The following is a 25,973-nucleotide window of genomic DNA, read 5'->3' as shown; positions in this document are numbered from 1 at the left end:
TCAGGAGGATTGCCATGAAATCGTTGTGCCAACTGCTCATGCTCGGCCTGTTGCTCGTGCTTGCCGGCTGTGCCACCGGTCCCGGCTCGACGCAGGCACCTTCGGTGAACCCCGAAGCCCAGGCGGTCGCCGTCTACCATATCGGTGTGGACGATCAATTGCAGGTGTCGGTGTGGCACAACCCCGACCTGAGCGTCAGCGTACCCGTGCGCCCGGACGGCATGATCACGGTGCCGCTGATCGGCGACGTGCAGGCCGGCGGCCGCACGCCCGAACAGGTCGCCGCGGAGATCAAGGAAAAGCTCCAGGCCTACGTGCGCGACCCGCAGGTGGCGGTGATCCTCACCTCGCTGCGCAGCCATGAATACCTTTCGCGCGTGCGCGTGACCGGCGCGGTGCGCACGCCGGTGTCGATCCCCTACCGCCAGGGCATGACCGTGCTCGACGCGGTGCTCGCCGCCGGCGGCACCACCGAATTCGCCGCGCCCGACCGCACCGAGCTGTACCGCAAATCGGGCGACGCCACGCAGTCGTACGCGATCCGGCTGGACAGCATCCTGCAGAAGGGCAACCTGACGACCAACTACCCGGTGCAGCCGGGTGACGTCATCACCGTGCCGCAGCGGGCGTTCTGAGCTGCCGGCACAGGCACGCGAGTCGACCCGTCCATGAACGAAGAACCCAATCCCCTGCTGGCACTGCTCCCGGTGCTGTGGACCGAGGCCAAGCGACGACGCGTGTCGCTGGCGGTCATCTTTGCCTCGATCGCGATGCTGGCGCTGATCGCCGGCATCAACTGGCCGCAGCGCTACGACGCCTCGGTCACCATCCTGGCGCAGAAGAGCAGCATCATCACGCCGCTGATGGAAGGCGCCGCCGCCGCCACCGGCAACACCAACCGCGCCGGCATCGCCAAGGCGGTGATCTTCAGCCGCAAGGTCATGGACCAGGTGCTGGTGGCCGGCGGCTGGATGGCGCACAAACCCTCCCCGGTCGACCAGGACAAGCTGATCCAGGAGATCAAGGCGCGCACCCTGGTCACGATCTCGCGCGACAACCTCATCACCATCAGCTACCACGACAGCGACGCGCGGCGCGCCTTCGACGTGACGCGCACGTTCGGCCAGCTGTTCATCAGCGAAAGCGTGGCCTCGAAGATGAAGGAGAGCCGCGACGCCTTCGACTTCATCGACAGCCAGGTCGAGGCCTACCGCAAGAAACTGACCGACGCGGAGAACAAGCTCAAGGACTACCGCAACGCCAACGCCGACGCGCGCCCGGGCAGCGAGGCCGACACCAACGCCAGCATCAGCCAGTTGCGCAACCAGATCGAGACGGCGCAGATGGACCTGATGGAGAAGCGCTCGCAGGCCGGCTCGCTGGAGCGCCAGCTCTCCGGCGAGTCGGAGGTCAACGCGGTGCAGACCTCCAACGGCATCTACGAAAGCCAGCTCGCCGAACTGCAGTCGAAACTGGACAAGCTGCGCCTGACCTACACCGACGAATATCCCGACGTGGTGCGTACCCGCCACCAGATCGAGGACCTGCGCCGCCTGCTGGCCAGCGCCGACCAGCAATCGGCCAAGGCGCCGCGGGCGATCGGCGACACCGGCACCAACGGCAGCGCCGTGCAGTTCAACCCGCTCTACCAGCAGATGCGCAGCCAGCTCGCCACCTTGCGCTCGGACATCGCCGCCACCACCGCGCGGCTGGGCGCGGCGCAGGCGCGGCTCGACTCCGAGCTTGACCGCAGCAAGCGCATCGCCAACTCCGAGGCGGTCACCGCCGAGCTGACCCGCGACTACACGGTCAACCGCGACGTCTACCAGGACCTGCTCAAGCGCCGCGAAAGCGCGCGGGTGTCGATGAACCTCGACTCCGACCAGGATGGCGCCTCGTTCGTGGTGCAGAACCCCGCGGTGATGCCGCTGGTGCCCTCGGGACTGCGCTTCATGCACTTCGGCATCGCCGGCATCCTCGCCGGCCTGGCGGTCCCGTTCGGCGTGCTGTTCGGCTTCGCCCGCTTCGATCCGCGCGTGCGCTCGGCGGAGCAACTGGAACAGGCGACCGGCCTGCCGGTACTGGCGACCGTTCCATTTTACCCGACACCGGGCGACCATCAGCGCGAGCGGCGGCGCAACCTGGCGCTGGTGGCGATCGTGCTGTGCGTGGTGCTGGCCTATGCGCTGCTGTTCTGGTTGAAGCTGAAGGGACTGGCATGAACGCTCGGGACGATGACAAGTCGGTAATCAACCTGCTCTCGCGCGAGCCCGAGGCCCGCGAACGGGCCGCGGCCGCCGGCGACGAGACCAAGGCTGCGCCGGGCCATTCGATCGCGCTGATGTCGGAAACCGGTGCACTGGTGCCGCGGCAGCTGGAGGAGCGCCGGCTGATCCACCGCGACGAGTCGGTGCGAACGCAGTCCGATGCCTTCCGCGAGATCCGCACGCGCCTGCTGTGGCTCGGCGGCGAGCGCAACTTCGTGACCATGGTGGTGCCGGTCAGCCCCAAGTCGGGCGGCAGCTTCGTGGCGCGCAACCTGGCCCTCGCGTTCGCCTTCGACGAAGCCAAGACCAGCCTGCTGATCGACTGCAACCTGCGCTACCCGACCCAGCACGAGGCGCTGGGGGTGTCGCGCGGCAGCGAGGGCCTGATCAACTTCCTCGAACAGCCGTCGATCGGCATCAAGTCGATCATCTACCCGACCGGCATCCCGCGCCTGCGCCTGATCCCGGCCGGTTCCACGCGCGAGAACAGCGGCGAGTATTTCTCCTCGTTCCGCATGCGCGCGGTGGTCGATTCGCTGCGTTGCCGCTACCCGGACCGCTACCTGTTCCTGGACGGGCCGGCGATCAAGGGCTCGCCCGACGCGCGCATCCTCTCCGAGCTGGCCGACCAGGTGGTGGTGGTGGCCGGCTACGGCCGCGACACGCCGGCGGCGATCAGCCAGGCGGTGGCCAGTTTCGATGCGAACAAGGTGGCCGGAGTGGTGTTCAACCACGCACCGTGAGGCCGTCCGGCGGGGCGTTGCGACACTCCGCCCGACCGCACGGTTCCGCGCGGATCTGCCAGACTCGCAGCGCCAGGGGCAAGCCATCGGATGCGGTTTCCGCAGGTTCAGGGCTCGACGATCATGGACAAGACAAGGGGGCACGCACACATGTCGACATATCGCACCCGCAATTGCGTACTGGGGTCGATGCTGGTCATTGCCTCGACCGGCGCATCGGCGGCGCAGTTCGACTACGGCTGGCGCGTCGGCGTGGGCCACAGCGACAACATCGGCCTGACCGAAACCGACCCGATCAGCCAGAACATGCTGATCCCGGGCTTCGACTTCAGCTATCAGCAGGAAGGCTCCACCTTCCAGGCCGACGTGGTCGGCAACCTGGAGTACCGCGACTACCTGGCGCACGCCTTCGATAACCAGACGCTGGCCCAGCTCGCCGGCCAGGCGAACTGGACGGTGCTGCCCGAGCGACTGGATTTCACCGTGCGCGACGTGGCCAGCGTGCAGCCGCTGTCGACCTTCTCCAGCAATGCGCCAGACAACCAGCAGCAGACCAACGTGCTGACGCTGGGCCCGACCCTGCGTTTCCGGCTCAACCCGACCGTGCGCGGCCAGGCCGAACTGCGCTACATCGACAGCCGCGCGTCCAAGACCAACGAGTTCGATTCCTCGCGCGGCCTGCTGGCCTTGCGCCTGTTCAAGGATCTCAGCCCCACCGCATCGCTGTCGGCCAACGCGGAAACCGAGCGGGTGACCTTCGACCACGCCGACGCCGGTCCGGCCTACAACCGCACCCAGCTGTTCGTCAGTTCGGTCAGCCGCCTCAGCCAGTTCGACGTCAATGCCTCGGTGGGCTGGTCACGGCTCTCGTTCGACCAGGCGCAGTCGATCAACACGCCGCTGGCGCGGCTGAGTGTGGCCTGGCGCATGACCCCCAACAGCACCCTGCTGCTGCGCGGTGCGCGCCAGTACGGCGACGCGGCGGAAGACCTGATCAACCAGCTCGACCAGAACCCCGGCGAATCGGCGCCGGCACCGTCGAACATCAACACCGGTGCCACCGTGATCAGCTCGCAGGTCTATACCGAGCGGCGCTACGAGGTGGTCTACACCTACGTCGGCACGCGCTGGAACCTGCGCATCGCGCCGCTGTACCGCAACTTCGATTACGTCAACGACCCCACCGACAGCCAGCGCGGCCGCGGCGGCACCCTCGGCCTCGACTACCGACTGCACCCGCGCACCACGCTGTCGCTGTTCGGCAACACCGAGTCGATGGAATACAACACGATGGCGCGCACCGACCGCACCACCAACTTCGGCCTGATCCTTGCCACCCAGCGCACCGAGCACTGGAGCTGGAACGCGTCGTTCACCCGTCGCGTGCGTCACAGCGACACCGTCGGCGCCAGCTACCATGCCAACGAGATCTATCTCGGCGTGGCCTACCGGAGGTGACGGATGCGCGTCGAACCGGCACAACCGTGCCAATTCGGTAGCGGGGAGAGTCTGTTCGGTCTCTATCATCCGGTCGCCGGGCCGGCGCGCACGGCCATGCTGCTGTGCCCGCCGCTGGGCCAGGACATGATCCGCAGCCATCGCGTGTACCGCCAGCTCGCCGATGCACTGGCGCTGCAAGGCGTCGCCGCGCTGCGCTTCGACTATTTCGGCACCGGCGACTCGGCCGGCCCCAGCGATACCTGCGACTGGACCCGCTGCGTGGCCGACACGGTTGCCGCGGCGGCTGAACTGCGTGCACGCTCCGGCTGCAGCCGGGTGATCGGCTTCGGCGCACGACTGGGCGGCGCCATCGCGCTGGAAGCGGCCGCGGCCGGCCGCCTGGCGGAACTCCTGCTGTGGGACCCGCTGCTGGACGGCCACGAATCCGTGACCCGGCTGGACGCGGCGCAGGAGGCCCTGCGCGCGGACCCGATGCGCTTCCCCGCGCCGCGCAGCCGCGAGGACGCGGCCGATCAATGGCTGGGCTTTCCGGTCGGCGCCGACCTGCGCCGGCAGCTCGACGGCTGGCGCGCGACGCCGGCGACGATTCCCGTGCGCGTGTTCGCATCGCAGCCCGCCGCCACGCATGCGGACTGGCCCGCGCAGCTCGGCGCCGGCAGCGCGGTCGTCGCGCTGTCGTCCACGGCCAGTTGGGATGTGCTGGATCGGCTGGAGCACGCCATCCTCGCCCCCGACCTGATCCGCGCCGTCGGCGACCACCTGCGAGCGGCGGCATGAGCACGGAACGCGCCTTCCGCTTCGGCCGCGCGCAGCACCTGGTCGGCGTGGCCGGGCTGCCCGATGCGGCGACACCTGCCGCGCCGGTCGGCGTGATCGTGCTGAATGCCGGCATGGTGCATCGGGTCGGGCCGTTCCGGCTGCACGTGGAACTCACCCGGCGGCTGAACGCCGACGGCTATCCCACCCTGCGCTTCGACCTTTCCTCGCTCGGCGACAGCAGCGCCGCCGACGAAGCGGGCTCGCAAGCGCAGCAGGTGAAGGCGGACGTCGCCGACGCGATGAGCCTGCTCGCCAGTCACGCCGGCTGCAGCCGCTTCGTGCTGCTCGGCCTGTGTTCCGGCGCGCAGAACGCGCACGGCGTGGCGCTCGACGAGCCGCGCGTGGCCGGCGCCGTCTTCCTCGATGGCTACGCCTACCGCACGCTGGGCTTTCGCCTGCGCCACTACCTGCCGCGGCTGTGGAGCGGCTCGCGCTGGCAACGCTTCATCAGCCGCAGCCTGCAGGCGCGCGCCAGCCAGGGCGACGACGTCTTCGCGGTACGTTTCCCGCCGCGCGAGCAGGTGCAACGGGAACTGGCCACCATGCTCGACCGCGGTCTCAGGCTGCACTTCATCTACAGCGGGGGGGTGACCCGCTACTTCAACCATCCGCGCCAGTTCCGCGAGTGCTTCGGGCGCCTGGCCGACCGCCCGCAGATCAGCGCGCGCCTGTTCGCCGGCAGCGACCACACCTACGCCCTGCAGGTGGATCGCCAGCGCCTTCTGGACGACATCGCGACGTGGTTGCGGGACAATTTTCCGATTTCCGGCGGGAGCAATCCATGAGCACGATCCTGGTCACCGGCGGCGCCGGCTACATCGGCAGCCACGTGGTGCAGCAGCTGAGCGAACGCGGCGAGCGGGTGGTGGTGCTGGACAACCTCGTCAGCGGCTTCGCCGACGCCGTGCGCGGCGCCGAGCTGGTGGTGGGCAACGTGGGCGATCAGCCGCTGGTGTCACGCGTGCTGGCCGAGCACAAGGTGGATGCGGTGATGCATTTCGCCGCGCACACGGTAGTGCCCGAATCGGTGCGCGACCCGCTGAAGTACTACGGCAACAACACCTGCAACACGCGCAACCTGCTCGCCTGCTGCGTCGAGGCCGGCGTGGACCGTTTCATCTTTTCCTCGACCGCGGCGGTGTACGGCACGCCGGCCAGCGGCGTGGCCGACGAGGACACGCCGCTGCAGCCGATCAATCCGTACGGCAGCTCCAAGCTGATGTCCGAGATGATGCTGCGCGATCTGGGCACCGCCGGCGCGATGCGCTACGTGATCCTGCGCTACTTCAACGTCGCCGGCTGCGACCCGCTCGGCCGCATCGGGCAATCCACGCCCAACGCCACCCTGCTGCTCAAGGTCGCCTGCGAGCATGCGGTGGGCAAGCGCCCGGGCCTGGCCATCTTCGGCACCGACTACGACACTCCCGACGGCACCGGCATCCGCGACTACATCCATGTCGAGGACCTGGCCGCGGCGCACCTGCGCGCGCTCGACCACCTGCGCACGGGCGGCGAGTCGCTGACGCTGAACTGCGGCTACGGCCACGGCTACAGCGTGCGAGAGGTGATCGAGACGGTGCGCCGGGTCAGCGGCGCGACCCTGCAGGTGACCGAGCAGCCGCGCCGCGCGGGCGATCCGCCGATGCTGATCGCCCGCGCCGACCGCCTGCGCCAGCGCCTGGGCTGGGCGCCGCGCCACGACGACCTGGAGTTCATCGTGCGCACCGCGCTCGCGTGGGAACGCCAGCTGGCGGCACGGGACGCGGCCCGGTGACACGCGCAGCGCGCGGCTTCGTCCGGCGGCTGGGCGCACTGTTCGCCGGCCTCGGCCTGCTGCTCGCGACCGCGCACGCGCAAGGCGCCAGCGCGCCGCCACCGATCGCCAGGCTGGCGCCGACCGGCATCGGCGCGCAGTGGCAGACGATCACCCTGCATCGCCACGGCGCCGTCGGCGATCGGGTGGCGGTGACTGTCGGCATCCCGTTCCCGCCCGGCATGCTGGACGACGCGCGACGGGTGCGCATCGAGGACGCGCGCGGCCAGCCCGTGCCGGCGCATGTCGAGGCCACGTTGCGCTGGCATTTCGACGGCGGCGGCATCCGCGCCGTGCGCGCGCAGTTCCACGCCACGCTGGCCGGCGACAGCGCGCAGCTGCGTTTCGCCCTCGCGCCGGTCGGCGCCACCGCGACCGCCGCGCCGGGCTGGGCCTACGCCGACGAGCTGGTGGACGGTGCCGACGGCGTGCGCGTGCCGGGCGTATTGGCCACGCTCAGCCCGCAATGGATGACCGCTTCCCTGATCGCCGGCCCGCAAGTGCCGGCGGTACCCCCCGGCGCCTACGACCGCTACTTCGAAACCCAGTTCGCCTGGGCGCGCAAACTTCCGCGCAGCGACGGCTCGGCGTGGCTGTTCGATCGCCCCACCGCGCTGTTCCAGCAGTACGTGCGCACCGGCCGCGTCGATTACCTCGCCGCCGCGGTCCAGAGCTACCACTTCTACATGGCGCACATCCGCCGCTTCGGCGCACCGGGCTGGCCGCTGTGCGGCGGCGGTTTCAAGCTGGGCGAGGTGAACCCCTGCGACCCGAAGTACGTCTACATCCAGCCGACCCTGCTCGCGCTCGGCCTCACCGGCGACGACAGCCAGGACGACACGGCACTGGTCGAACGCATGGTGGGAGCGTGGGATACCGGCGGCTGGACCATTCCCGCCGGCCCCTACACCGGGCTCACCCAGAAGTTCTTCACCGAACGGCAGGCCGGGTTGGGCCTGCTGCAGATCGTCAGCGCGTGGGAACTCACCGGCAAGCGCGAATACCTGCAAGACATCGGCGATCGCGTGGGCTGGCTGTACCAGCACCAGCAGCACAATCCCGACGGCCGGGGCAATGACGGCTCCTGGCGCAGCAGCTGGGACATGCACGAAGGCAACCCGTACGACGCGGCCACCGACGTGCCGGGCAGCTCGCCGTGGATGACGCAGAACATCATCGACGGCCTGTGGCATGCCTGGCTGGCCACCGGGGACGCGCGCATCCCGCCGATGATCACCGCGTTCGGCCGCTACCTCGAGCGCTACGGCTGGATCGACGCCAAAACCGTGGCCACGGTCGGCAAGGACTGGCGCGACCCGTGCAGCGGACCTAGCGGCCAGATCAGCTGGTACTGGTCGTCGGCCCACGTCGACCGGGCCAGGCTGGTCGCCATCGAGAACTCCGACGGCTGGTACAGCGATTCGCACAACGTGGAGCTGACCCTGCCGGTGGCCGCCGCCCGCTATTTCAGCACCGACCCGCAGCTGCAGCATGCGCTGGACCGGCGCATGCATGCGCTGGCGTCGTCGTACGCCGTCGCCTGCGCGCGCAACGCCAGCACCGCGCGACGCTTCAACTGGAACCACCGCGGCACCGGCGTGGTGCAGTGGCTGATGCGCCAGGACGCGGGCAGCGGCGCCGCCCCGGCGCGCCCCTGACGCGCGTCGGTCAGGGCGATCGGCGCGGTCGCCTGCGCTTGGCGAAGGCGTGCCACACGTAGCGCAGCATGCACAGCGAGGCGCGCAGCAAGCCGAGCTTCTCGACCTGGCGATAGATCGTCCACTGCCAGCGCGCCGCGCGCAGCTTGTTGGCCGACAGCGACGACTCGCGCACCAGATACCAGGCCAGCGGTTCGGCGCTGTCCGCGCGCACCGCCGCGCCGGCGCGGCGAACCTGCTCCAGCCAGAACGCATAGTCCTCGTGGCCGATCCGACGAAACGGCACGTCGCCCAGCTCGCGCGCGTACAGGCCGGTGAGGTTGCCGATGAAATTGCTGGCCAGCATGTCGCGATGCTCCAGCCGCGCGGGCGGGTCCACCCGGCTGAGCACCCGGCCGTCTTCCGCCACCCGCCAGTACGCCGCGTAGCTGATGCGCTCGCCACTGGCGCGCAGGCTGGCCAGTTGCCGCTCCAGCTTGGCCGGGTGCCACCAGTCGTCGGCGTCGAGGAAGGCGACATAGTTGCCGCGGGCGACAGCCAGCGCGGCGTTGCGTGCAGCGGCCACGCCGCCGTTCGCCGGCTGGCGCTGCACGCGCACGCGCGCGTCGGCCTGCGCAAAGCCCTGCAGGATCGCCAGCGAATCGTCGTGCGAACCATCGTCCACCGCGACCAGCTCCAGGTTGCGATGGCTCTGCGCCAGCACCGACTCCACCGCCCGCGGCAACCACGCCGCGGCGTTGTACACCGGCATCACCACGCTGACCAGATCGCCGCCCAGCGCGGGCGTCGGGACAGCGGTCGTCGTCGGCGCGGCCGTCACGCGAACAGCTGCGGCAAGGTCACGAGGGAGCGGAACCAGTCGGTGTCCAGCTCCGTCTCCACCGCCACGCGAGGGATGTCGTAGGCGTCCCAGCGATCGTAGCGGGCGTGCCCGCCGTAGTAGCTGAAGGCATGCTCCACGCCCGCTTCGCGCAGGCAGTCGCGGGTGATCTGGTCGAACGCGCCCCGGTTGCCGACCGGATAGCTGAAGCAGCGCATCGGCGCACCCAGTTCCTCGGCGAGCCGGCGCGCGCAACCCTGGATCTCGTCGCGCTGACCCTGCGCCGACATGCGCGACAACACCGGGTGATGCACCGTGTGCCCGCCGATGGTCATGCCCGCTGCCTGCATATCGCGCAGCATGTCCCAGTCCATCCACAGCGCATCGCCGGCGCGGGTATCGGCACGGCCGGTGCCTGCGGCGTCCGCCACGGCATCGAGATACGCGACCGTGTCCTGCGCCGGCATCTCCTTGTACCTGCGCAGCAGCCGACGCACCGCCGCTTCCCGTTCCGGCTCGTCGAAGTGGATCGGCGCATCGAACCACGCCGGCAACTGCAGCGCTTCGCGCCGGCTGGTGCGCGCCATCCAGGCGATCTCGTCCCACCACGGCAGGCTGGGCGCGTCAATGAAACCGGTAGCGACGAAGAAGGTGGCGGTCACGCCTTCGCCACGCAGGATCGGCAACGCCGTCTCGTAGTTGTCGCGGTAGCCGTCGTCGAACGTGATCATGGCGTAGCGGCCGCGCCGGGCGGCGAGTACCCGCGGCAGGTCGGCCGGGCCGATGATCTCCAGCTGTGCCTTGCAGAAACGGACCTGCTCGGCAAACGCCTCCGCGCTGGCGCTCCAAAGGCCGCGATCGAACGGCGTACCCAGCGCATCACCGATGCGATGGTAGTTGAGCGCGAGCACGCCGGACCAGCGCACGGTCCGGTGCAGCAACCGGCGCAAACCGCTGCGGCAGAGCAGGTGTGACGCGATGGCCTTTTTCATTGGAGCACCCCGCGCTCAGCCCGGCGAAACCAGCTTGATGAAGCGGCGGATTGCGCGTACGCACAGCTGACGCAGGCGGTCGAGCAGTGCGCGCGCCGTATGCCTGCGGCACGTCGCGCAAAACAGCTGGCGTTGTTCAGTGGCCAGCGATTTCTTGTACGTGCTGACGCCCCGCAGGAAATCGTAGTGGGAGATGCCGCCCTGTGCCAGCTGCCGCATCAGCAGCAGGTTCGCCGCGGTACCCGAGCTGCGGACCACACCGGGATCCAGCGGCGCCACGCCAAACTGGTACAGGTCGAACTTGCGCCCGGTCACGAAACCGTAGAGCACGGCAAAGATCCTTCCCTGGTGCGAGAACCGCGCCAGCACCACGCGCCCGCTTGCCGTCCACCGCCTCACCAGGCCGCGATGGAACTCGGTGAAACGTGGCGCCGAGAAGCAACCCGGTTCACCGGCCGCCACCCAGCGCTCCTGGTGGACGCGCACGAGATCGTCGAAATGACGGTCGGCCGTGGCGGCATCGGCCAGCTCCGCCACGATGCCGGCACGCTCGGTGTCGCGCAGGTACTGGCGGGCGTGCTTGCGCGTCTTGGGCGACAGGCTGTCCAGGTAAGCCTCGAAGCCGTCGCCAAGCCAGGCGATCGGGCAGGCCCCGCGCGACGACAGTTGCAGGCGGGCGTGGCGAGGGAAGTCGCTGCGCCAGCGCAACAGGGCCGCATGTTCGGAGAGATCGAGCAGCTCCAGGGTATCCCAGGCCATGGCGTCGATCGCCCGCCACGCGGCTTGCGCACAGGCCCGGTCCTCGCCGGGCAGGTGCAGCAGGTCCAGATAGTCGGCGCAGACCTCCTCGAACTCCTCTTCCCCGGTGGAGAGGAAGCGCAGGCAGCGCACCCCGAGCCAGCCGCCGCGACCCACGTCGAGGTACAGCGGCAGCGCGCCGACCAGGCGCGACCCCCGCCACAACGTGATGATGCGCAGACCGCCCTGGCCATATACGGGGCCGTAAACGTCCCACCAATGGCGCAACCAGGCAAAGTCCAGCGGGGTCGAGGCCGTGGGGCTGGCCTGGTGCAGTGCATCCCAGGCCGCGCGGATCGCGTCCCAGGCGGCGACGTCCCCGATGATGCGCAGCGTCGGTGCCGGGCCGTGCGAATCGTCAGTCACCGCGGGCTCCGGTGTACCCGGCGCCACCGGGGGCAGGGTCATGGCGAGGCAACCGTGCGCTGGCGCAGATGCCGGCGATGCGCCCGGAGCCAGCCGCGCAGCACCGCCGGCAGGTAGCAGCACACGAACAGCTCCCAGGCACGCCGCTGCCACCAGCGATGGCGGATGCTCGCAAACAGGTGGGATCGCGCCGCCGCCATGTCATTCGCCTCGAACTGCAGCTCCCCGATCCACTCGTGGGCATCGGCCAGGGCGCCTTCGATCATCCGCCGGGGCAGGTGGATCTCGCTGCGCGCGGACTCGATGAAGGGAGTGATCGTGCGCAGGAAATTGGTGGCGGTATGGATGCGGTATTCGGAACGGGTCAGGCGGTCGGGCATGCCGCGCTGGTACTGGATGGTGGGCAGGTCGAGGAAACCTACCGGCCCGTGGCGGCAGGTACGCAGGTGGAAATCGAAGTCTTCGCCGGAATAGCGCAGGGTCTCGTCGAAGGCCACCACCTTTTCCAGCCGCTCGCGGCGGATCAGCACGGTGGAGGTGTGCACCAGGTTGCCCATGATCATCTGCGAAAAGATCATGCCCATGCGCAAGGATGCCGCGCCGACCACCGCCTCCATCGACGGCGCGACCGAACGCAGCGGCACGCTCTGCGGAAACAGCCGATCCTGGGGAAACAGTGCGTAGGTGCTGTACATGCTGCGGATGTACGCGTGGTTGAACACGCGCCCGTTCGGGTCGATCGCCTCCATGTCGGTCCAGACCATGCCGAGCTCGGGAAACTGCCGCAGGCAGCGCAGCTGCAGCTCGAGCTTCCACGGTTGCCAGACGTCGTCCGAGTCGAGCAACGCCAGGAACTCGCCGCGTGCAAGCCGGATGCCGTGGTTGCGCGCCGCTGCGACCCCCGCGTTCGCCTGCGCGATGTAGTGGACGCGACGCTCGGTGCCATAGCGCCGGCGCACGAGTTCGGGCGTCTCGTCGGTGGAGCCGTCATCGACGAGCAGGATCTCGAGTTCGGCATGCGTCTGCGCGAGCACGCTGTCCAGCGTGCGCGCCAGGCAATAGGCCCGGTTGAAAGTGGGGATGACTACGCTGACCAGTGCCATGGGTACCCGACCGCTCCTGCATCCAGTGACCACTTGAAGCTTCGACTCGCCGCCACCCCACGCTTGCCGCGCGGATCACGCAGCCGCGGCGCGCTGTCTGCCTGATCCGTCCGGCTGCCCGAGGCGTCGCAGCTTCCGCGGCCGCACTCCTGGCGCCGGAAGTAGCGTCATTGTATGCGTTTTCCGCATCGCCAGACATGGCGTTTCACGCTTTCCCCGGGCGGATCGGAAGGCCTGCCGGGCGCCCGGCAGGCGGCCTTCACGGACCCGCTCAGGCGGCGGGTTTGCGCGCGATGAAGTCGATCGAGGTGATGCACAGGCGTTCGGCCGGGATCGACGCGAACTGCGGGGCGATGTTCAGTTCCGCCAGCTCGCGCAGGCGCCTGGCGGGGGGCGAGCTCACCCGGGTCACGATGGCGAAACCGGCCGCCTCGGCCTGCTCGACAAAGACGTCGGCGCGCAGCCGGTTTTGGTACAGGAACGCATTGTTCCAGCGCTGCCACTGCGCATCGGTGTATTGCAGGTAATTGAGCTGGGTGATGCGGGAGTCGACATAGGCGTAGTGATCACCGCAGTTGACCGAGTGGAACATGATCCCGCCGGGGCGCAGGATGCGCCTGGCCTCGCGGAAGATGCCGCCGATGGCTTCCGGCGCCACATGCTCCAGCACGCTGTTGGAGAACACGCAGTCGATCCGGTCCGGCGGCAGCCCGGTGCGGGCAGCGTCCGCCGGCGCCCGATAGTCCACCACGCCCGCGGTGGCCACGGCCAGATCGGCTGACCTCTCCAGTGCGCCGGCCAGCTGCTGCTGGCGCTGCCGGACCTCGGCCACGGGGACGCCGGCCACCTCGGCGATCAGGGCGACATGCCGCTCCAGGCCCCGGGCGCAGGCGCGCACCAGATCCCGGCGCTGGTGCCGGTTGAGGTCGACGGTGACGACGCGCCGCGCGCCCGCCAGGAAACAGCACAACGGAAAAGTCGGATACCAGCCGCTGCCGATCTCGAACAGCCGCGCGCCCGCCATCGGCACACCGACTTCGCGCAGCTGGTTGGCCATCAGCCGCCAGTCGTCGATCTTGATGTCGAACTCGCGATCGAAGTCGCGCAGCCCGCCGAACCGCCGCTGCAGCTGGTAGTGGACCGCGGCGCCGCCCGGCATCACGCCGAGCACCTTCTGCAGCATTCCCTTCGTGCGCCAGTCCATCTGTTTCCTCCTTCGAGGACGGAGATGATGCCGGGACCACGCCGCGGTGATCCGCGCGAGCGCGGCGCCGCTACGCCCCGGCAAGCCGATGCGGTGGCGGCGGCAGCAGGAAATCGCGGAACGCATGCGGGTCGCCGCGATGCCCGGCCTCGGCAGCCTTGATGATGTTGTAGGTCTCGCGCGCCGTCACGTAGTGCAGCACGTAGCGCTTGCCGTCGTTGTAGGTGCGCTCCAGGTGCTGGTGCATGCGCTGCGCGGCGTCGCCGAGCAGGGTGTCCATGTCGCGCTCCTGGGTGCCGTGCGTGTGGACCTTGACGAACACCCACTCCGGCCGCCCCTCGACGTGGATGCCGGTTTTCACCCACGCGTCGACCCGCTCGGGCGTGGGCGGGCAGCCGCGGCGCACGTCCGCGTTCTCGATCCGCGGCAGCACGCCGAACTTGCGCTCGCGCCAGTTCAGCCCCAGCGGCCCCTGCACGATCATCAGGTCGCCGCTGGGCGTGCCGCCCACGCGCACCGGGACGCCGCTGTCGTGCGACTTGGGCCGCAGCGGGTCGTCGGTGGCGTAGTAGATCGCGTTGCTGGTTTTCGTCTGCGTGTCGCTGGGCGCCGACGGCAGGGTGAAGTCGGCGTAGCAGCCGAGTTCGCGCAGCAGGATCAGCTCGTTGTTGATGCCGCACCAGCGGCCGTCGGCGCGCGAGTTGTCCAGGCTCCAGTTGCCGTGGATGAAGGCGAAACGCAGCTGGCCGCTGGCCGGGTCGCGTGGCAGCGCGCCGTGGCGCTCGTGCAGCAGCGCGTTGAAGCGCTCGATGGTCTGGCGGAAGTTCGCCTCGTTGTCGTTGTCGTGGTGCAGGTGGATCTCGATCTCGCCGTAGCCCTCGGCGCACAGCGCGGCGATCTTGTCCAGGTGTTCTTCCAGGTATTCCTCTTCCGGATAGAAGAACGTGTGCTGCGGCATCCGCCCGTCGGCGTCGCGGTGCATCGCGGCGAGGGCGCGGTAGTCACGGCACCAGCGGTCGACGCGCGCGCGCTGGGTGGCCAGGTCGACCTTGCCCCAGGCCGGCTCGAAATGGTCGACGAAGCAGAACATCACGTGGATCGGCCCGTCGACCGCCGGCGGACGCCGGCGGCGCAGGTAGCCGCCCAGCCAGTACTGCATGTTGCGCGCGCGGATCGCCACGGTGACGGCGATCGCGCACAGCGCCAGCAAACCCGCGATCAGCCAAGCGACGATCATGCGTGCACTCCTTCAGCCGTTGCGCCCAGGTCGGCGCCGGTGGGCAGCGGGCGGAACTCGAAACCCTCGGAACGCCACTGCGGCAGCAGCGTCTCCAGCATGCGGGTGCAGCAGTCGCTGTCGTCGTGCATCAGCAGCACGTCGCCCGGCCGCGGCGGTTGCGCGCGCATCGCCGCCACCAGTTCTGCCGGCGGCCGGTGCTGGTAGTCGAGGCTGTCGTAGGACCAGTACAGCAGGCGTCGCCGCTCGCGCGCGAGGCGCAGCGTGAGCGCCAGCGAGAACGCGCCGCTGGGCGGGCGCACGCCGTGGTGGCGCACGCCATCGAACGCCTGCAGCACCCGGTCGGTGCGGTCGATCTCGTCCATCATCCCGGCCAGCGACAGCCGGTTGAAATCCGGATGGCTCCAGGAGTGGTTGCCCAGCCGGTGCCCCTCGTCCAGCATGCGCCGTACCAGCTGCGGGTGGCGCTCGGCCTTGCTGCCGATCAGGAAGAACGTGGCGCGCACCTGGTGCTGCCGCAGCAGGTCGAGCAGGGCCGGCGTGTATTGCGGGTCGGGGCCGTCATCGAAGCTGAGGTACAGCTCGCGGGCGCCGCCGGGAGGCATGGCGGTGAGTACCACCGCAGCGGGCAGGCAACGCAGCAACCGCATGCGCTTCAACCAGCCGATCATGGCGACCATCCGTCGCTGCCGCGCACGCTGTGCCGGCACCGGCAGAAATCCTTGCTTGCAGGCATAATCCACCCTTGTCGTCGATGGCGTGCGCAGGGGCTGCTGCCGCCATCCGAATCCGACGCACAGGATATCTTCATTCGGCACTAAGCCGGGCGATTTTCGCATGTCCGCCGTCCTTCGGGCGGCCGCGCGGGGATTACGGCGCCGGCCCACACACCCACGTTTGCGATCCGCGGAGAGACGCGTGCTGCAGGGATATGGCCTGATCTACTTCGGCAACGACTGGTACGCGGAAAACCGTACCAGCAGCCATCACGTGGCCGAACGCCTGGCCCATGCCGCACCGCTGCTGTACGTCGACTCGCCCGGCATGCGCGCGCCGCAGGCCAGCGGGCGCGACCTGCGCCGCGCCTGGCGCAAGCTGCGCGCGGCCCTGCGCGCGCCGGTGCCGGTGCGCCCCAACCTGTGGCATTGCACCGTGCCGCAATTGCCGTTTCGGCGGGTGCCGGGGGTCGACTGGCTGAACCGCGTGTTCGGCCGCTGGGCGGTGCGCCGCGCCATGCGCGTGCTGGGCGACGTCACGCCGATCTCCTGGTTCGCGGTGCCGCACCCGGGTTTCCTGGCGCAGCAACTGGGCGAGCGCCTGTGCGTGTACTACTGCATCGACGACTACGCGGCGCACCCGGGCGTGGACAGCGAACTGATCGCCGCACGCGACCTCGATCTGACCCGCCGTGCCGACCTCGTCTTCGTCGCCCCGCCGGCGCTGCTGGAGGCCAAGCGCGCCATCAACCCAGCCACCCGCTTCTCGCCCCATGGCGTCGACACGGCCCTGTTCGGCCAGGCGCGCGACCCCGCCACGGCGGTGCCGGCCGCGGCGCGGGAGCTCGTCCACCCGGTGGTGGGCTATTTCGGCTCCCTTCACGAATGGATCGACCTGGAACTGATCGAATGGCTGGCGCGCGAGCGCCCGCAGTGGAGCTTCCTGCTGGTCGGCCACGCCGCCGTGGACGTGTCGCGCCTGCGCGCGCTGGACAACGTGCGGCTGGTCGGCGCGCAGCCGTACCGCGAGCTGCCGCGCTGGGCCAAGGCATTCGACGTGGCGATCATCCCGTACCGGCACAACCGCCAGGTCGCGAACGCCAATCCGCTGAAGGTGCGCGAGTACCTGGCCACCGGCAAGCCGGTGGTCAGCGTGAGCCAGCCGGAGATCGACAAGTTCGCGCGCTGGGTCGAGATCGCGGCGGACCGGGACGGCTTCCTGCACGGTCTGGATCGGGCGCTGCGGGACGACACGCCGGCGGCAGCCGACGCGCGCGTGGCCGCGGTGGCCGGACAAACGTGGGACAACCGCGTGGACGAGGTGTTGCGCGAAGTATCATCGGCGCTTGCACGCAAGCAGGCATGAATCAGTGGAAACGACAGGGGACAGGATGAACGCGGGAATCGAAGGGAAGCTGCGCATCGCCATCGTGGGTGCCGGCTACGTGGCGCGCCACCACATCGCCGCGCTGCGCCGGCTCGAGTTCGTCGAGATCGTGGGCATCTGCGACATCGACACCAAGGCCGCGCAGGCGCTGGCCACCAGCTTCGGGATCGAGTTCGTCACCGGCGACTTCACCCGGCTCGCCGAGCGCCACCCGCATGCGGTGTACGTGCTCACGCCGCCGTCCAGCCACGCGCCGCTGACCCTGCAGGCGCTGGACATGGGCTGCCACGTGTTCGTGGAGAAGCCGATGGCCGACTCCGTCGCCGAGTGCGATGCGATGATCGCCAAGGCGCGCGACAAGGGCCTGTTGCTGTCGGTCGACCATTCCGACCATTTCGATCCGGTGGTGATGCAGGCGCAGGCCTGGGTCAAGGCCGGGCGCATCGGCGAGGTGCTGAGCTTCGACGTGCTGCGCAGCTCGGACTATCCGCCGTACGCGGGCGGCCCGCTGCCGGGCATGGTCAAGCAGGGCTCGTATCCGTTCCGCGACCTCGGCGTGCACGGCCTGTACGTGCTCGAATCCTTCCTCGGCCCGATCGGCGAGCTGGACGTGCGCTATCGCTCCAGCGGCCGCAGCACCAACCTGAAGTTCGACGAATGGGATGCCCGCGCACAATGCGCGGACGGCGTCGGCCGGCTGCTGCTGTCGTGGAACATCCGCCCGATGCAGAACCGCATCATCGTGCAGGGCACGCGCGGCATCATCGAGGCCGACCGTTTCCTGCAGATCTGCCGGATCAAGCGCGTGCTGCCCGGCCCGAAGTTCATCGGCATCGTGCTCACCGCCTTCACCAACGCCCTGCGCGACGTGGTGCGCGTGCCGTGGAACGTGCTGCGCTTCGCCACCGGCCGGCTGCGCCCCTCGCCCGGCATCCAGCACGGCGCGCAGGCATTTGCGCAGGCGCTGCATGAGGGCACCACGCCGCCGATCAGCGCGGAGGAAGGCCGCCGCCATGTCGCGCTGATGGAAACGGTGTGCGCGCAGGCGGATCGCGAACGGCGCGACGAACTGGCCGCGCGCATCGTGCCGCTGGCGCCGGTCGACGCGCTGGTGACGGGCGCCGCCGGTTTCCTCGGCCGCGCGCTGGTCGCCGCGCTGCGTGCAGGCGGGCAATCGGTGCGCGTGCTGGTGCGCCGGGCCGACCCGGCCGCCGAGAGCGCCGGCATCCAGGTGGTGGTGGGCGATCTGGGCGATCCGGCGATCGTCGACCATGCCGTGCAGGGCGCGCGCGTGGTCTACCACGTCGGCGCGGCGATGCGCGGCGGCCCCGGCGACTTCGAGGCGGGCACCGTGTGGGGCACCCGCAATGTGGTCGACGCCTGCGCCAGGCATGCGGTGGAGCGGCTGGTCTACGTCAGCTCGCTCAGCGTGCTCGACCACGCCGGCCGCGATCCGGCGGTGGCCGTCACCGAAAACTCGGCGTTCGAGCCCTGGCCCGACCGCCGCGGCGCCTATACCCAGACCAAGCTCACCGCCGAAGGAATCGTCAGCGACGCGATCCGCGAGCGCGCGCTGCCGGCGGTGATCGTGCGCCCGGGCCAGATCGTGGGGCCGGGGGCCGAGCGCGTGACCCCGAACGGCACGCTGGCGCTGGCCGGGCGCTGGATCGCGGTCGGCCCGGCGCAGCAGACTCTGCCGCTGGTCTACGTCGACGATGTCGTCGACGCGCTGCTGCTGGCCGCGCAGGCACCCGCCGCGACGGGCCGGATCTTCAACGTGGTCGACCCGCAGATCGTCACCCAGGGCGATTACCTGGCCAGGGTGAAGGGCAAGCTGGGCGACGAGCTGAAGCTGCTGCGCGTGCCCACCGGCGTGTTCATGGCGCTGGCTGCCGGTGTGGAACTGCTCGGCAAGCTGCTTCACCGCAGCGTGCCGCTGACCCGCTACCGGGTCCGCTCGCTGCGCCCGCTGGCCAACTTCGACATCAGTGCGGCACGCAGCGGACTGGGCTGGGAACCGCGCATCGGCTTGCAGAAGGGTTTCGAGCGGATGTTCGCGACGAACGCGCAAACAGACAACGCGCCAGCGACAAAAGCCGACGACGCCTGACCGACCCGCCCCGCGGGTCACGAGTGACCGGCAGCGACCTCGCACAACACCCGCTCCAGCCGGTCGACGTTGTCGTCCCAGCGAAAGCCCCGCGCGTGTTCGACGATGCGCTCGCCCTGCCATGCCCGGCCGGTGGCTTCCAGCAAGGCGGCGGACAACGCTGCCGGATCACGCACCGGCACCAGCATGCCGGCAAACTCCGGCAGCACTTCGGGGATGCCGCCGACCCGGCTGGCCACCACCGGGATGCCGCAGGACATCGCCTCCAGCACCACATTCGGCACCCCTTCGTTGTGGCTGGGCAGGCACAGCAGGTCAGCGGCGCGGAACCAGTCGCCCAGTTGCGCATGCGGCACGGCACCGACCAGGCTGACGCGTTCGGCGCAGCCCAGGGCGGCGGCCCGCGCGAGCAGTTCGTCGCGGCAGGCGCCGGCGCCGGCGTAGACCAGGGCCGCCTGCGGCCGCTGCGCCAGCACGGCGGGAAACGCCTCCAGCAAGTCCAGACAACCCTTCGTCGATTTCAGATTGCCGACGTAGAGCAGCAACGGCTGCTCGGCGCCCAGGCCCAGACGTTGTCGCGCCGCCTCGCGCGAACCGGGCGAGAACCGCTGCGCATCGACGCCGTTGTAGATCGTGTGCACCCGCGTCGGGTCCGCGCCCAGCGCCACCGCCTTGTCGGCCAGTGCCTGGCTCACCGCCACCACTGCGCCCGCACGGCGCAACGCCGCGCCGATCTGCGGCCGGCGCAACGCACCCTCGGCCATCACGTTCAGGTCGCTGCCGTGCACCTTGACCACGTAGGGAACGCCCAGCCGGCGCGCCAGCCAGCCCGAGGCCACCGCGTCGGGATAGGCCCAGCTGGCCAGGATCGCGTCGTACTTCTCCGCGCGCAGGCGCCGGCCGTGCTGCAGCCAAAGCGAAGCGAACCAGCACCCGGCATGCAGCGAGCGCAGTCCCGGCGGAAACACGAAAGTGAAGTGGTCACGACGCAGGCCGGGCACGTCGACCGTGCCGCGCACGCCGCCCAGCCGCTCGCGAAAATCCACCGCGGTCAGCACGTGCACCTCGTGGCGCTGGCCCAGGCGCTCGAACTGCTGCCGGTTGAACGCGCCGCGCAGCGGGTCCCACGGCGTGGGAAACAGGTTGGTGGTGATCAGCAGTTTCATGCGCCGGCCGGCTCCCGCTCGCCGCGATAGAGCGATTCGTAGCGCGCGGCCATGCGCTCCAGCGAGCCTTCCGCCTCGACCCATGCGCGCCCGTGCGCGCCGAGTTCCTGCGCGGTCGCGGGCGCCTCCAGCAGCGCGATCATCGCCGCGGCCAGCGCCTCCGCGTCGGCGGCCGGCACCAGCTTGCCATTCACGCCCTCGCGCACAATCTCGCCGTTGCCGCCCACCGCGGTGGCGACGATGGGCAGGGCGCTGGCGCAGGCTTCCAGCAAGGCCATCGAATAACCCTCGCTGAGCGAGGACAGCGCGAACAGGTCGAGCCCGGGGAGCAGTTCGCGCACGTCGCTGCGATCGCCGAGAAAGCGCACGCTCCCGCCCGGCATCGTCGCAGCGGCAAGCTGCTCCAGCTCGGCGCGCAGTTCGCCGTCGCCGATCAGCAGCAGCACGACATCGGCCACGCGCTGGCGCACCACGGCGAAGGCGCGGATCAGGTTGGCCTGATCCTTGGTCCAGTTGAGCCGGCCCACGCTGCCGATCAGCCGCGCCTGCGGCGGCAGCGCCAGCCTCTCGCGCAGGCGCGCACGATGGTCGGAAGAAGCGGACAGAAACTGTTCCACGCGGATGCCGTTCGGCACCACGCAGGCCTTGCCCGGCGGCACGATGCCGCGGCGCACGGCGTCGTCGCGCGCGGCCGCGCACACCAGCGCCACCGCATCGGTGCGCGCCAGCGCGCGTCGATACAGGCCCTCGCGCCGGCGCGAGTTGCGGTTGGCGCCCATGCCGTGGCGCGTGTTGACGACACGGCCGATGCCCAGCCCGGTGCTGGCCCAGACCGCGTGGTAGTGCGCCACCGCGTTGTGGGTGTGCAGCACTTCGGTGGCGGGTGTCGCCAGGGCGCGGCGCAGGCGCAGCAGGGCGCGCAGATCCGGCCCGCGGCGCTTGCCGCAGGCGTGCACGGGAATGCCCTGGGCGTCCAGCTCGTGCGCCAGCGCGCCGGCTTCGAACAGGCAGACCACGCGGCAGCGGTGACCCTGCCGCTGCTGCATGGTCACCAGGTCGATGACCATGCGTTCCAGGCCGCCGCGGTTGAGGTTCTCGACGACGTGGACGATGTTCATGCCGCGGGCGCGGCCGGCAGTTCGGAGATGCACACGCGCCACTTGCCGCTGGGCGTGAGCGGGATGTCGTCGACGAAATGGACGTTCAATTGCAGGCTGTCGCCGACCACCTTGGCCAGCTCGCGGCGGATGTAGGCGAGCGAGGCTTCGTCGAAGCCGGGACCACGCACCAGCGACAGTTCGAGCTGGTCGAGCCGGCGCTGCACCACCTGGAAGCGCACCAGCCCCGGCACGTCCTTGAGCATGTGCGGGAAGAACTCGCCGGGCAGCAGGTGGCCGGCCGGGGTGCGGATCGCGTCGAGCAGGCGGCCATCCACGCGCTGCAGCAGCGGCAAGCCGCGACCGCAACTGCAGACGTGGTCGCTCGCGGTGGCGACGTCTCCGTTGAGGTAGCGCACGAACGGCATGCCGTAGTTGAACAGGTCGGTGATCACCACCTCGCCCGGTTCGGTGACGGGCGCACCGGGGTGCCGCTGCAACTCCACCACCAGGTGATCGGCGTTGACGTGCAGGCCTTCGCGACGCTCGCATTCGGAGGCTATCAGCATGAACTCGCGGCAGCCGTAGGTGTTGTACGCCGGGCAGCCGAATGCACGCTCGATGATCTCGCGCTGGAACTCGTGCAGCGACTCCGCGGCGCCGATGATGCTCCGCGGCGCGGCCACGCGGCGACCGGTGTCGAGCAGCCATTGCGCCAGCCGCACCAGCGGGCCGACGTAGCCGACGATGACCTGCGGGCGGTAGTCGTCGATCGCGTCGGCGTAGCCGGCCATGTTGGCCTCGGTCATGCCGAAGCTGTTGAGCACGCGCCGGGCGAACGCCGCGTTGTACACGCGATCCTTGAACTGCTGGACGCGGTTCGGCGTGCCCACGGCCCCGCCCCACACGAACAAGGTGCGCCGGCCCATGCGCGAGCCGGCCCAGTCGTAGCCGCGCCACATCACTGCGGTGCGCCGCTCGTAGCTCTCGCGGGTGTAGCCGAAACGCAGCGGGTCACCAGTGGAGCCGCCGGTGGCCTTGGTCAGCACGCGGTCGTGCCAGCCCTCGGCCTGCAACGCGTCGAAGTGCTGGCGGATGTCGGCCTTGGTCAGCACCGGCAGCTGCGCGTAGTCATCCAGGTTGCGGATGTCGGCGACGGCGATGCCGGCCTCGCGCCAGCGCTGCCGGTAATACGGAACCTTCTGCTCGCAGTGCTCCAGCAACCGCTTCAGGCGTTGCCACTGCAGCGCGGCGATCTGCTCCGGCGCCAGCCACTGGTCGCGCTGGTAGTCGGCCAGGTAGGCCAGCGTGTGCCGCCGCCGCAGGCCGCTCTCCCACAGCGGGTAGAGCACGCGGGAAAACGCCTTCTCGTACCACGATGTCTTCATGGATCCCCCCAGGCGCGCGCACCGGCCCACGCCAGCAGACGGCCGAGCGGACGCGGTCGACCGGCGGCGTAGCGCTGGTGCAGGCTCTGCAATTGGGCAATGTCGGCGCGACTCCAGCACTGCAACAACAGGGTCAGCAGCGCGTAGGACGCGGTCAGCACGAACGCGCCCAGCAGCAGGGTCGGGATCGGCCCCAGCTGCGCCGCGTGGACCAGCGAGGCGAGCCCGGCGGCCAGCGCCGCGGCCAGCACGATGCGCAGCAGCCGCAGCCACTCCAACTGCACGCCGCTGATGCGGATGCCGATGGTCAGGTAGGAGGCGGCGATGACGAACAACAGGATCACGATGGCCGCCACCGAACCGTACAGACCGAACCGCGCGATCAGCACGTAATCAAGCAGCATCTTCAGCACGCCAAGAATGATGGTGAGGATCAGCACCACGTTCTGCCGATCCGCACTGACCAGCAGGCTGGTGGCGCCCTGGGTCACCGTGCCCATGGCGCAGGCGAACAGGCACCAGCCGAACACCGGCGCCGCGGCGGCATAGGTCGCGCCATACAGCAGGCCGATCACCGCGCCGGCGAAGGTGCCGCCGAAGGCCACCACCGGCGCCGCCAGCAGGGCGAGATAGCTGGTCACGGCGACGAAGCGCCGGCCGCCGGCCTCGCGCCCCTGGCTCTGCGCCTTGGCCATCATCGGCAGCAGTACCGCCCCGAACACGCCCGGCACCAGCAGCATGATCCCGGTCGCCAGCTGGTAGGCGACCTTGAAATAGCCCGCCGAAGCGGCGCTGTCGAACAGGTTGAGGAACAGGATCTCCACGTCGCTGGCGATCAGGAAGCCCAGGATGATGGTGACCGAGACGATGCGCAGGTGCCGGCGCACCCGCTGCTGCAACACCTCGGGCACCGCCCCCGCGCCGGCATGCCGCGCCAGCAGGCGCCGCGCCTGGTGGCGCGAGGTGAGCAGGAACACCGCGCCGGAGATCAGGTAGACCACCAGGAACCAGAAGATCGACGCCCCCATCAGCATCGCCGCCGCCACCATCAGTAGGTTCAGCGGCGCGGAGATCAGGCTGACCTTGGCGGTGGCGTCGAACGCCTCGAAACCCTTGGCGACGGCGATGTTGAACATGTACGGCGCGCGCAACGCCACGGCGGCGGCAAGCATGACGAACTCGGTCACGCGCAGGTCGGCGGCGAAACGTGCGCCGAACAGCAGGTACAGCGCCAGCGCCAGCGCCATCACCGCGAGCAGGTGCCACATCTGCATGCGGCGCAGGTAACGCACCACCGGCACGATCAGCTCGTGCTGGTCGGCGCCGCGCAGCTCGGCGACGAACTTGATCACGCCGGTAGTGATGCCCGAGTTGGTCGCCACCACGCCGATCGCGGCAAACCAGATGAACAGGCCGTAGATGCCGTAATGCTGCGGTCCCAGCTGGCGCGCGATCAGGATCGCCGCCAGCATCCCCAGCGAGTACTCGACGTAGATGCCGATCGAGGAAAACAGGGTGTTGCGCAAGGCGCCGCTGCGAATGCTCATGAGCCGATCAGCAAGATGGTGGTGATGACGTACAACGCCACGATGGTGGCCACCGACACGGCCAGCCAGCGCATCCAGTGATCGGTCAGGCGCAGCAGCGGCACGCCCGGCCAGCGCTGGCGCGCGCCCATGTAATGGCCCACCACCAGCGCGACCAGCAGGTACATCACCACGGTGTAGCTGCGGCTGAGGAAGAACGCCGCGGAGAACAGCCCGTACAGCGACAACAGCAGGGTGAACGCGATCGCCCGCTCGCCCTGCCACGTGCCGGCCTGCGCCGACTCGACGGCCGTTTCGGGCTGGTGGCGCATCACGGTCATCATCATCCAGAAGCCGTAGGTGGTGAATGCCAGCCACAGGGTGTAGCCCAGAAACCCGGTTTCGGCCAGCACCAGTACCCAGGAGTTGTGCGCGGTGAGCTGATTGTAGTCGGTGAAGTTGCCGGGGCCGACGCCGAGCAGCGGGTTGGAGAAGAACATGTGCATGCCCTCGTACCAGGCATCCACCCGACCAAACGCCGATGACTCGTCCGGGTCCAGCTCCTGCATGCGCGAGGACAGCAGGCGCATCACCAGCAAACCCAGCACGCCCAGCACGCCGGCGGTGAACATGCCGCGGCGTCGCCACACGAAGATGCCGCCGACCACCAGCACCGCGAGCATGGCGCCGCGCGAATTGGTCAGGTAGATGCCGTACAGCAGCAGGCCCGCGGCGGCCAGCCACCAGATCCGGCGCAGGAAACCGCCCCCGCTGCTGAGGAAGAACGCCATCGGCAGCGTGGCGGCAAACAGCAGGCCCACGTCGTTGGGGTCGTTGAAGATGCCCACGTAGCGCACGCGCCCGTCCTCACCCAGCGGTACGCCGGTCCAGCCCATGCCGGTGTTCGCCTGCACGATGCTGTGCTGGGCCAGCACGCAGGCGCACAGCACGAACACCGCCATCGCGATGGTCACCCGGCGCTGCGTGGTGCAGGCGGAGGCGAAGACGAAGAACGCGATCACGATGGGGCCGAAACTCTCCAGCAGCGCAAGCGCGCCGCCGAACCAGTGGTTGGCGACCATCGACACCATGCCTACCAGCAGGAACACCGGCAACAGCAGGAACTGCGGCGCGTCGAAATTCTTGCCGGCACGGATCATCCACGCCGCGAAAGCCAGCAGCAGCACCACCGGCAACAGCGGAATGCCCTCCAGCGCGGGCAAGAAATCCTGTGGCCGGACGATGGTGAGCGCGAGGTAGAGAAGGCTTAATGTGAACATGCGGCGTGATCAGGATCGAGCG

General features: G+C 69.6%; 22 protein-coding genes. 10 read left to right on the top strand and 12 right to left on the bottom strand.

Annotation, left to right across the window (positions count from 1 at the left end; all coding sequences use genetic code 11):
• Positions 1–14 precede the first annotated feature (14 nt).
• The 8 genes from ACVCL3_RS12980 to ACVCL3_RS12945 all read left to right on the top strand — a co-directional run bounded on the left by ACVCL3_RS12980 (position 15) and on the right by ACVCL3_RS12945 (position 8,761).
• A complete protein-coding gene (locus tag ACVCL3_RS12980; protein ID WP_395120353.1) occupies positions 15–635 on the top strand; it encodes an XrtA/PEP-CTERM system exopolysaccharide export protein in 621 nt (206 codons plus the stop codon).
• Between the two features lie 33 nt (positions 636–668).
• Positions 669–2,222 carry an XrtA system polysaccharide chain length determinant gene (locus tag ACVCL3_RS12975; RefSeq protein WP_395120354.1) on the top strand — a complete coding sequence of 518 codons (1,554 nt, stop codon included), beginning with the start codon at positions 669–671 and terminating at the stop codon, positions 2,220–2,222.
• The gene (locus tag ACVCL3_RS12970) at positions 2,219–3,010 is read left to right on the top strand and encodes a polysaccharide biosynthesis protein (RefSeq protein WP_447099609.1); all 792 of its coding nucleotides are present in this window, start codon (positions 2,219–2,221) and stop codon (positions 3,008–3,010) included. Before ACVCL3_RS12975 ends, ACVCL3_RS12970 begins: the two co-directional genes overlap by 4 nt.
• A gap of 150 nt (positions 3,011–3,160) precedes the next feature.
• Positions 3,161–4,468 (top strand): hypothetical protein, encoded by a 1,308-nt coding sequence (locus ACVCL3_RS12965; RefSeq protein ID WP_447099608.1) that lies wholly within the window; start codon positions 3,161–3,163, stop codon positions 4,466–4,468.
• A 3-nt stretch (positions 4,469–4,471) separates the two neighbouring features.
• The gene (locus ACVCL3_RS12960) at positions 4,472–5,248 is read left to right on the top strand and encodes a serine aminopeptidase domain-containing protein (protein WP_447099607.1); all 777 of its coding nucleotides are present in this window, start codon (positions 4,472–4,474) and stop codon (positions 5,246–5,248) included.
• Positions 5,245–6,075 carry an alpha/beta fold hydrolase gene (locus ACVCL3_RS12955; protein ID WP_447099606.1) on the top strand — a complete coding sequence of 277 codons (831 nt, stop codon included), beginning with the start codon at positions 5,245–5,247 and terminating at the stop codon, positions 6,073–6,075. Before ACVCL3_RS12960 ends, ACVCL3_RS12955 begins: the two co-directional genes overlap by 4 nt.
• Positions 6,072–7,064 carry a UDP-glucose 4-epimerase GalE gene (gene galE / locus ACVCL3_RS12950; protein WP_447101506.1) on the top strand — a complete coding sequence of 331 codons (993 nt, stop codon included), beginning with the start codon at positions 6,072–6,074 and terminating at the stop codon, positions 7,062–7,064. The genes ACVCL3_RS12955 and galE overlap by 4 nt, the downstream gene beginning before the upstream one ends.
• Positions 7,061–8,761: a hypothetical protein gene (locus tag ACVCL3_RS12945; protein ID WP_447101505.1), complete on the top strand. Its 1,701-nt coding sequence runs from the start codon at positions 7,061–7,063 to the stop codon at positions 8,759–8,761. Before galE ends, ACVCL3_RS12945 begins: the two co-directional genes overlap by 4 nt.
• A 10-nt stretch (positions 8,762–8,771) precedes the next feature.
• Here the strand turns inward: ACVCL3_RS12945 and ACVCL3_RS12940 are convergent, their stop codons facing one another.
• From ACVCL3_RS12940 to ACVCL3_RS12910, 7 genes are all read right to left on the bottom strand, one after another.
• Positions 8,772–9,581 carry a glycosyltransferase family 2 protein gene (locus ACVCL3_RS12940; protein ID WP_395120362.1) on the bottom strand — a complete coding sequence of 270 codons (810 nt, stop codon included), beginning with the start codon at positions 9,579–9,581 and terminating at the stop codon, positions 8,772–8,774.
• Entirely contained in the window at positions 9,578–10,573 is a 996-nt protein-coding gene (locus tag ACVCL3_RS12935) for a polysaccharide deacetylase family protein (protein WP_447097940.1), read from the bottom strand. Before ACVCL3_RS12935 ends, ACVCL3_RS12940 begins: the two co-directional genes overlap by 4 nt.
• 15 nt (positions 10,574–10,588) lie before the next feature.
• Positions 10,589–11,737 (bottom strand): GNAT family N-acetyltransferase, encoded by a 1,149-nt coding sequence (locus tag ACVCL3_RS12930; RefSeq protein WP_447107233.1) that lies wholly within the window; start codon positions 11,735–11,737, stop codon positions 10,589–10,591.
• Between the two features lie 38 nt (positions 11,738–11,775).
• Positions 11,776–12,840: a glycosyltransferase family 2 protein gene (locus ACVCL3_RS12925; RefSeq protein ID WP_447097938.1), complete on the bottom strand. Its 1,065-nt coding sequence runs from the start codon at positions 12,838–12,840 to the stop codon at positions 11,776–11,778.
• Between the two features lie 271 nt (positions 12,841–13,111).
• On the bottom strand, positions 13,112–14,044 hold the full coding sequence (locus tag ACVCL3_RS12920; RefSeq protein ID WP_447101503.1) for a methyltransferase domain-containing protein: 933 nt from the start codon (positions 14,042–14,044) through the stop codon (positions 13,112–13,114).
• 70 nt (positions 14,045–14,114) lie between these two features.
• The gene (locus ACVCL3_RS12915; RefSeq protein WP_447101502.1) at positions 14,115–15,281 is read right to left on the bottom strand and encodes a hypothetical protein; all 1,167 of its coding nucleotides are present in this window, start codon (positions 15,279–15,281) and stop codon (positions 14,115–14,117) included.
• On the bottom strand, positions 15,278–15,952 hold the full coding sequence (locus ACVCL3_RS12910) for a polysaccharide deacetylase family protein (RefSeq protein ID WP_395120368.1): 675 nt from the start codon (positions 15,950–15,952) through the stop codon (positions 15,278–15,280). The genes ACVCL3_RS12915 and ACVCL3_RS12910 overlap by 4 nt, the downstream gene beginning before the upstream one ends.
• Positions 15,953–16,199: 247 nt before the next feature.
• Here ACVCL3_RS12910 and ACVCL3_RS12905 point away from each other — a divergent pair, with 247 nt between their 5' ends.
• Together ACVCL3_RS12905 and ACVCL3_RS12900 are read left to right on the top strand one after the other, a co-directional pair.
• The gene (locus ACVCL3_RS12905; protein ID WP_447101501.1) at positions 16,200–17,363 is read left to right on the top strand and encodes a glycosyltransferase; all 1,164 of its coding nucleotides are present in this window, start codon (positions 16,200–16,202) and stop codon (positions 17,361–17,363) included.
• Positions 17,364–17,388: 25 nt separating this feature from the next.
• Positions 17,389–19,494 carry an NAD-dependent epimerase/dehydratase family protein gene (locus ACVCL3_RS12900; RefSeq protein WP_447101500.1) on the top strand — a complete coding sequence of 702 codons (2,106 nt, stop codon included), beginning with the start codon at positions 17,389–17,391 and terminating at the stop codon, positions 19,492–19,494.
• Positions 19,495–19,511: 17 nt separating this feature from the next.
• On the opposite strand, the gene ACVCL3_RS12895 is transcribed toward ACVCL3_RS12900, so the two are convergent.
• Genes ACVCL3_RS12895 through ACVCL3_RS12875 form a run of 5 tightly spaced genes read right to left on the bottom strand, consistent with a single transcriptional unit; the run spans position 19,512 to position 25,951 of the window.
• The gene (locus ACVCL3_RS12895) at positions 19,512–20,660 is read right to left on the bottom strand and encodes a glycosyltransferase (protein ID WP_447101499.1); all 1,149 of its coding nucleotides are present in this window, start codon (positions 20,658–20,660) and stop codon (positions 19,512–19,514) included.
• The gene (locus ACVCL3_RS12890) at positions 20,657–21,778 is read right to left on the bottom strand and encodes a glycosyltransferase (RefSeq protein WP_447101498.1); all 1,122 of its coding nucleotides are present in this window, start codon (positions 21,776–21,778) and stop codon (positions 20,657–20,659) included. Before ACVCL3_RS12890 ends, ACVCL3_RS12895 begins: the two co-directional genes overlap by 4 nt.
• Complete coding sequence (locus ACVCL3_RS12885) at positions 21,775–23,145, bottom strand: phenylacetate--CoA ligase family protein (protein WP_447101497.1); 1,371 nt, start codon at positions 23,143–23,145, stop codon at positions 21,775–21,777. Before ACVCL3_RS12885 ends, ACVCL3_RS12890 begins: the two co-directional genes overlap by 4 nt.
• Positions 23,142–24,692: an oligosaccharide flippase family protein gene (locus tag ACVCL3_RS12880; RefSeq protein WP_447097929.1), complete on the bottom strand. Its 1,551-nt coding sequence runs from the start codon at positions 24,690–24,692 to the stop codon at positions 23,142–23,144. The genes ACVCL3_RS12885 and ACVCL3_RS12880 overlap by 4 nt, the downstream gene beginning before the upstream one ends.
• Positions 24,689–25,951, bottom strand: a complete 1,263-nt coding sequence (locus ACVCL3_RS12875) for an O-antigen ligase family protein (protein WP_447097928.1) — start codon at positions 25,949–25,951, stop codon at positions 24,689–24,691. The genes ACVCL3_RS12880 and ACVCL3_RS12875 overlap by 4 nt, the downstream gene beginning before the upstream one ends.
• Positions 25,952–25,973 lie beyond the last annotated feature (22 nt).

The sequence above is a fragment of the Rhodanobacter sp. UC4437_H4 genome (assembly GCF_052978425.1).
The sequence above is the reverse complement of the archived record's forward strand: the minus strand, read 5'-3'. Positions and strand labels throughout refer to the sequence as shown.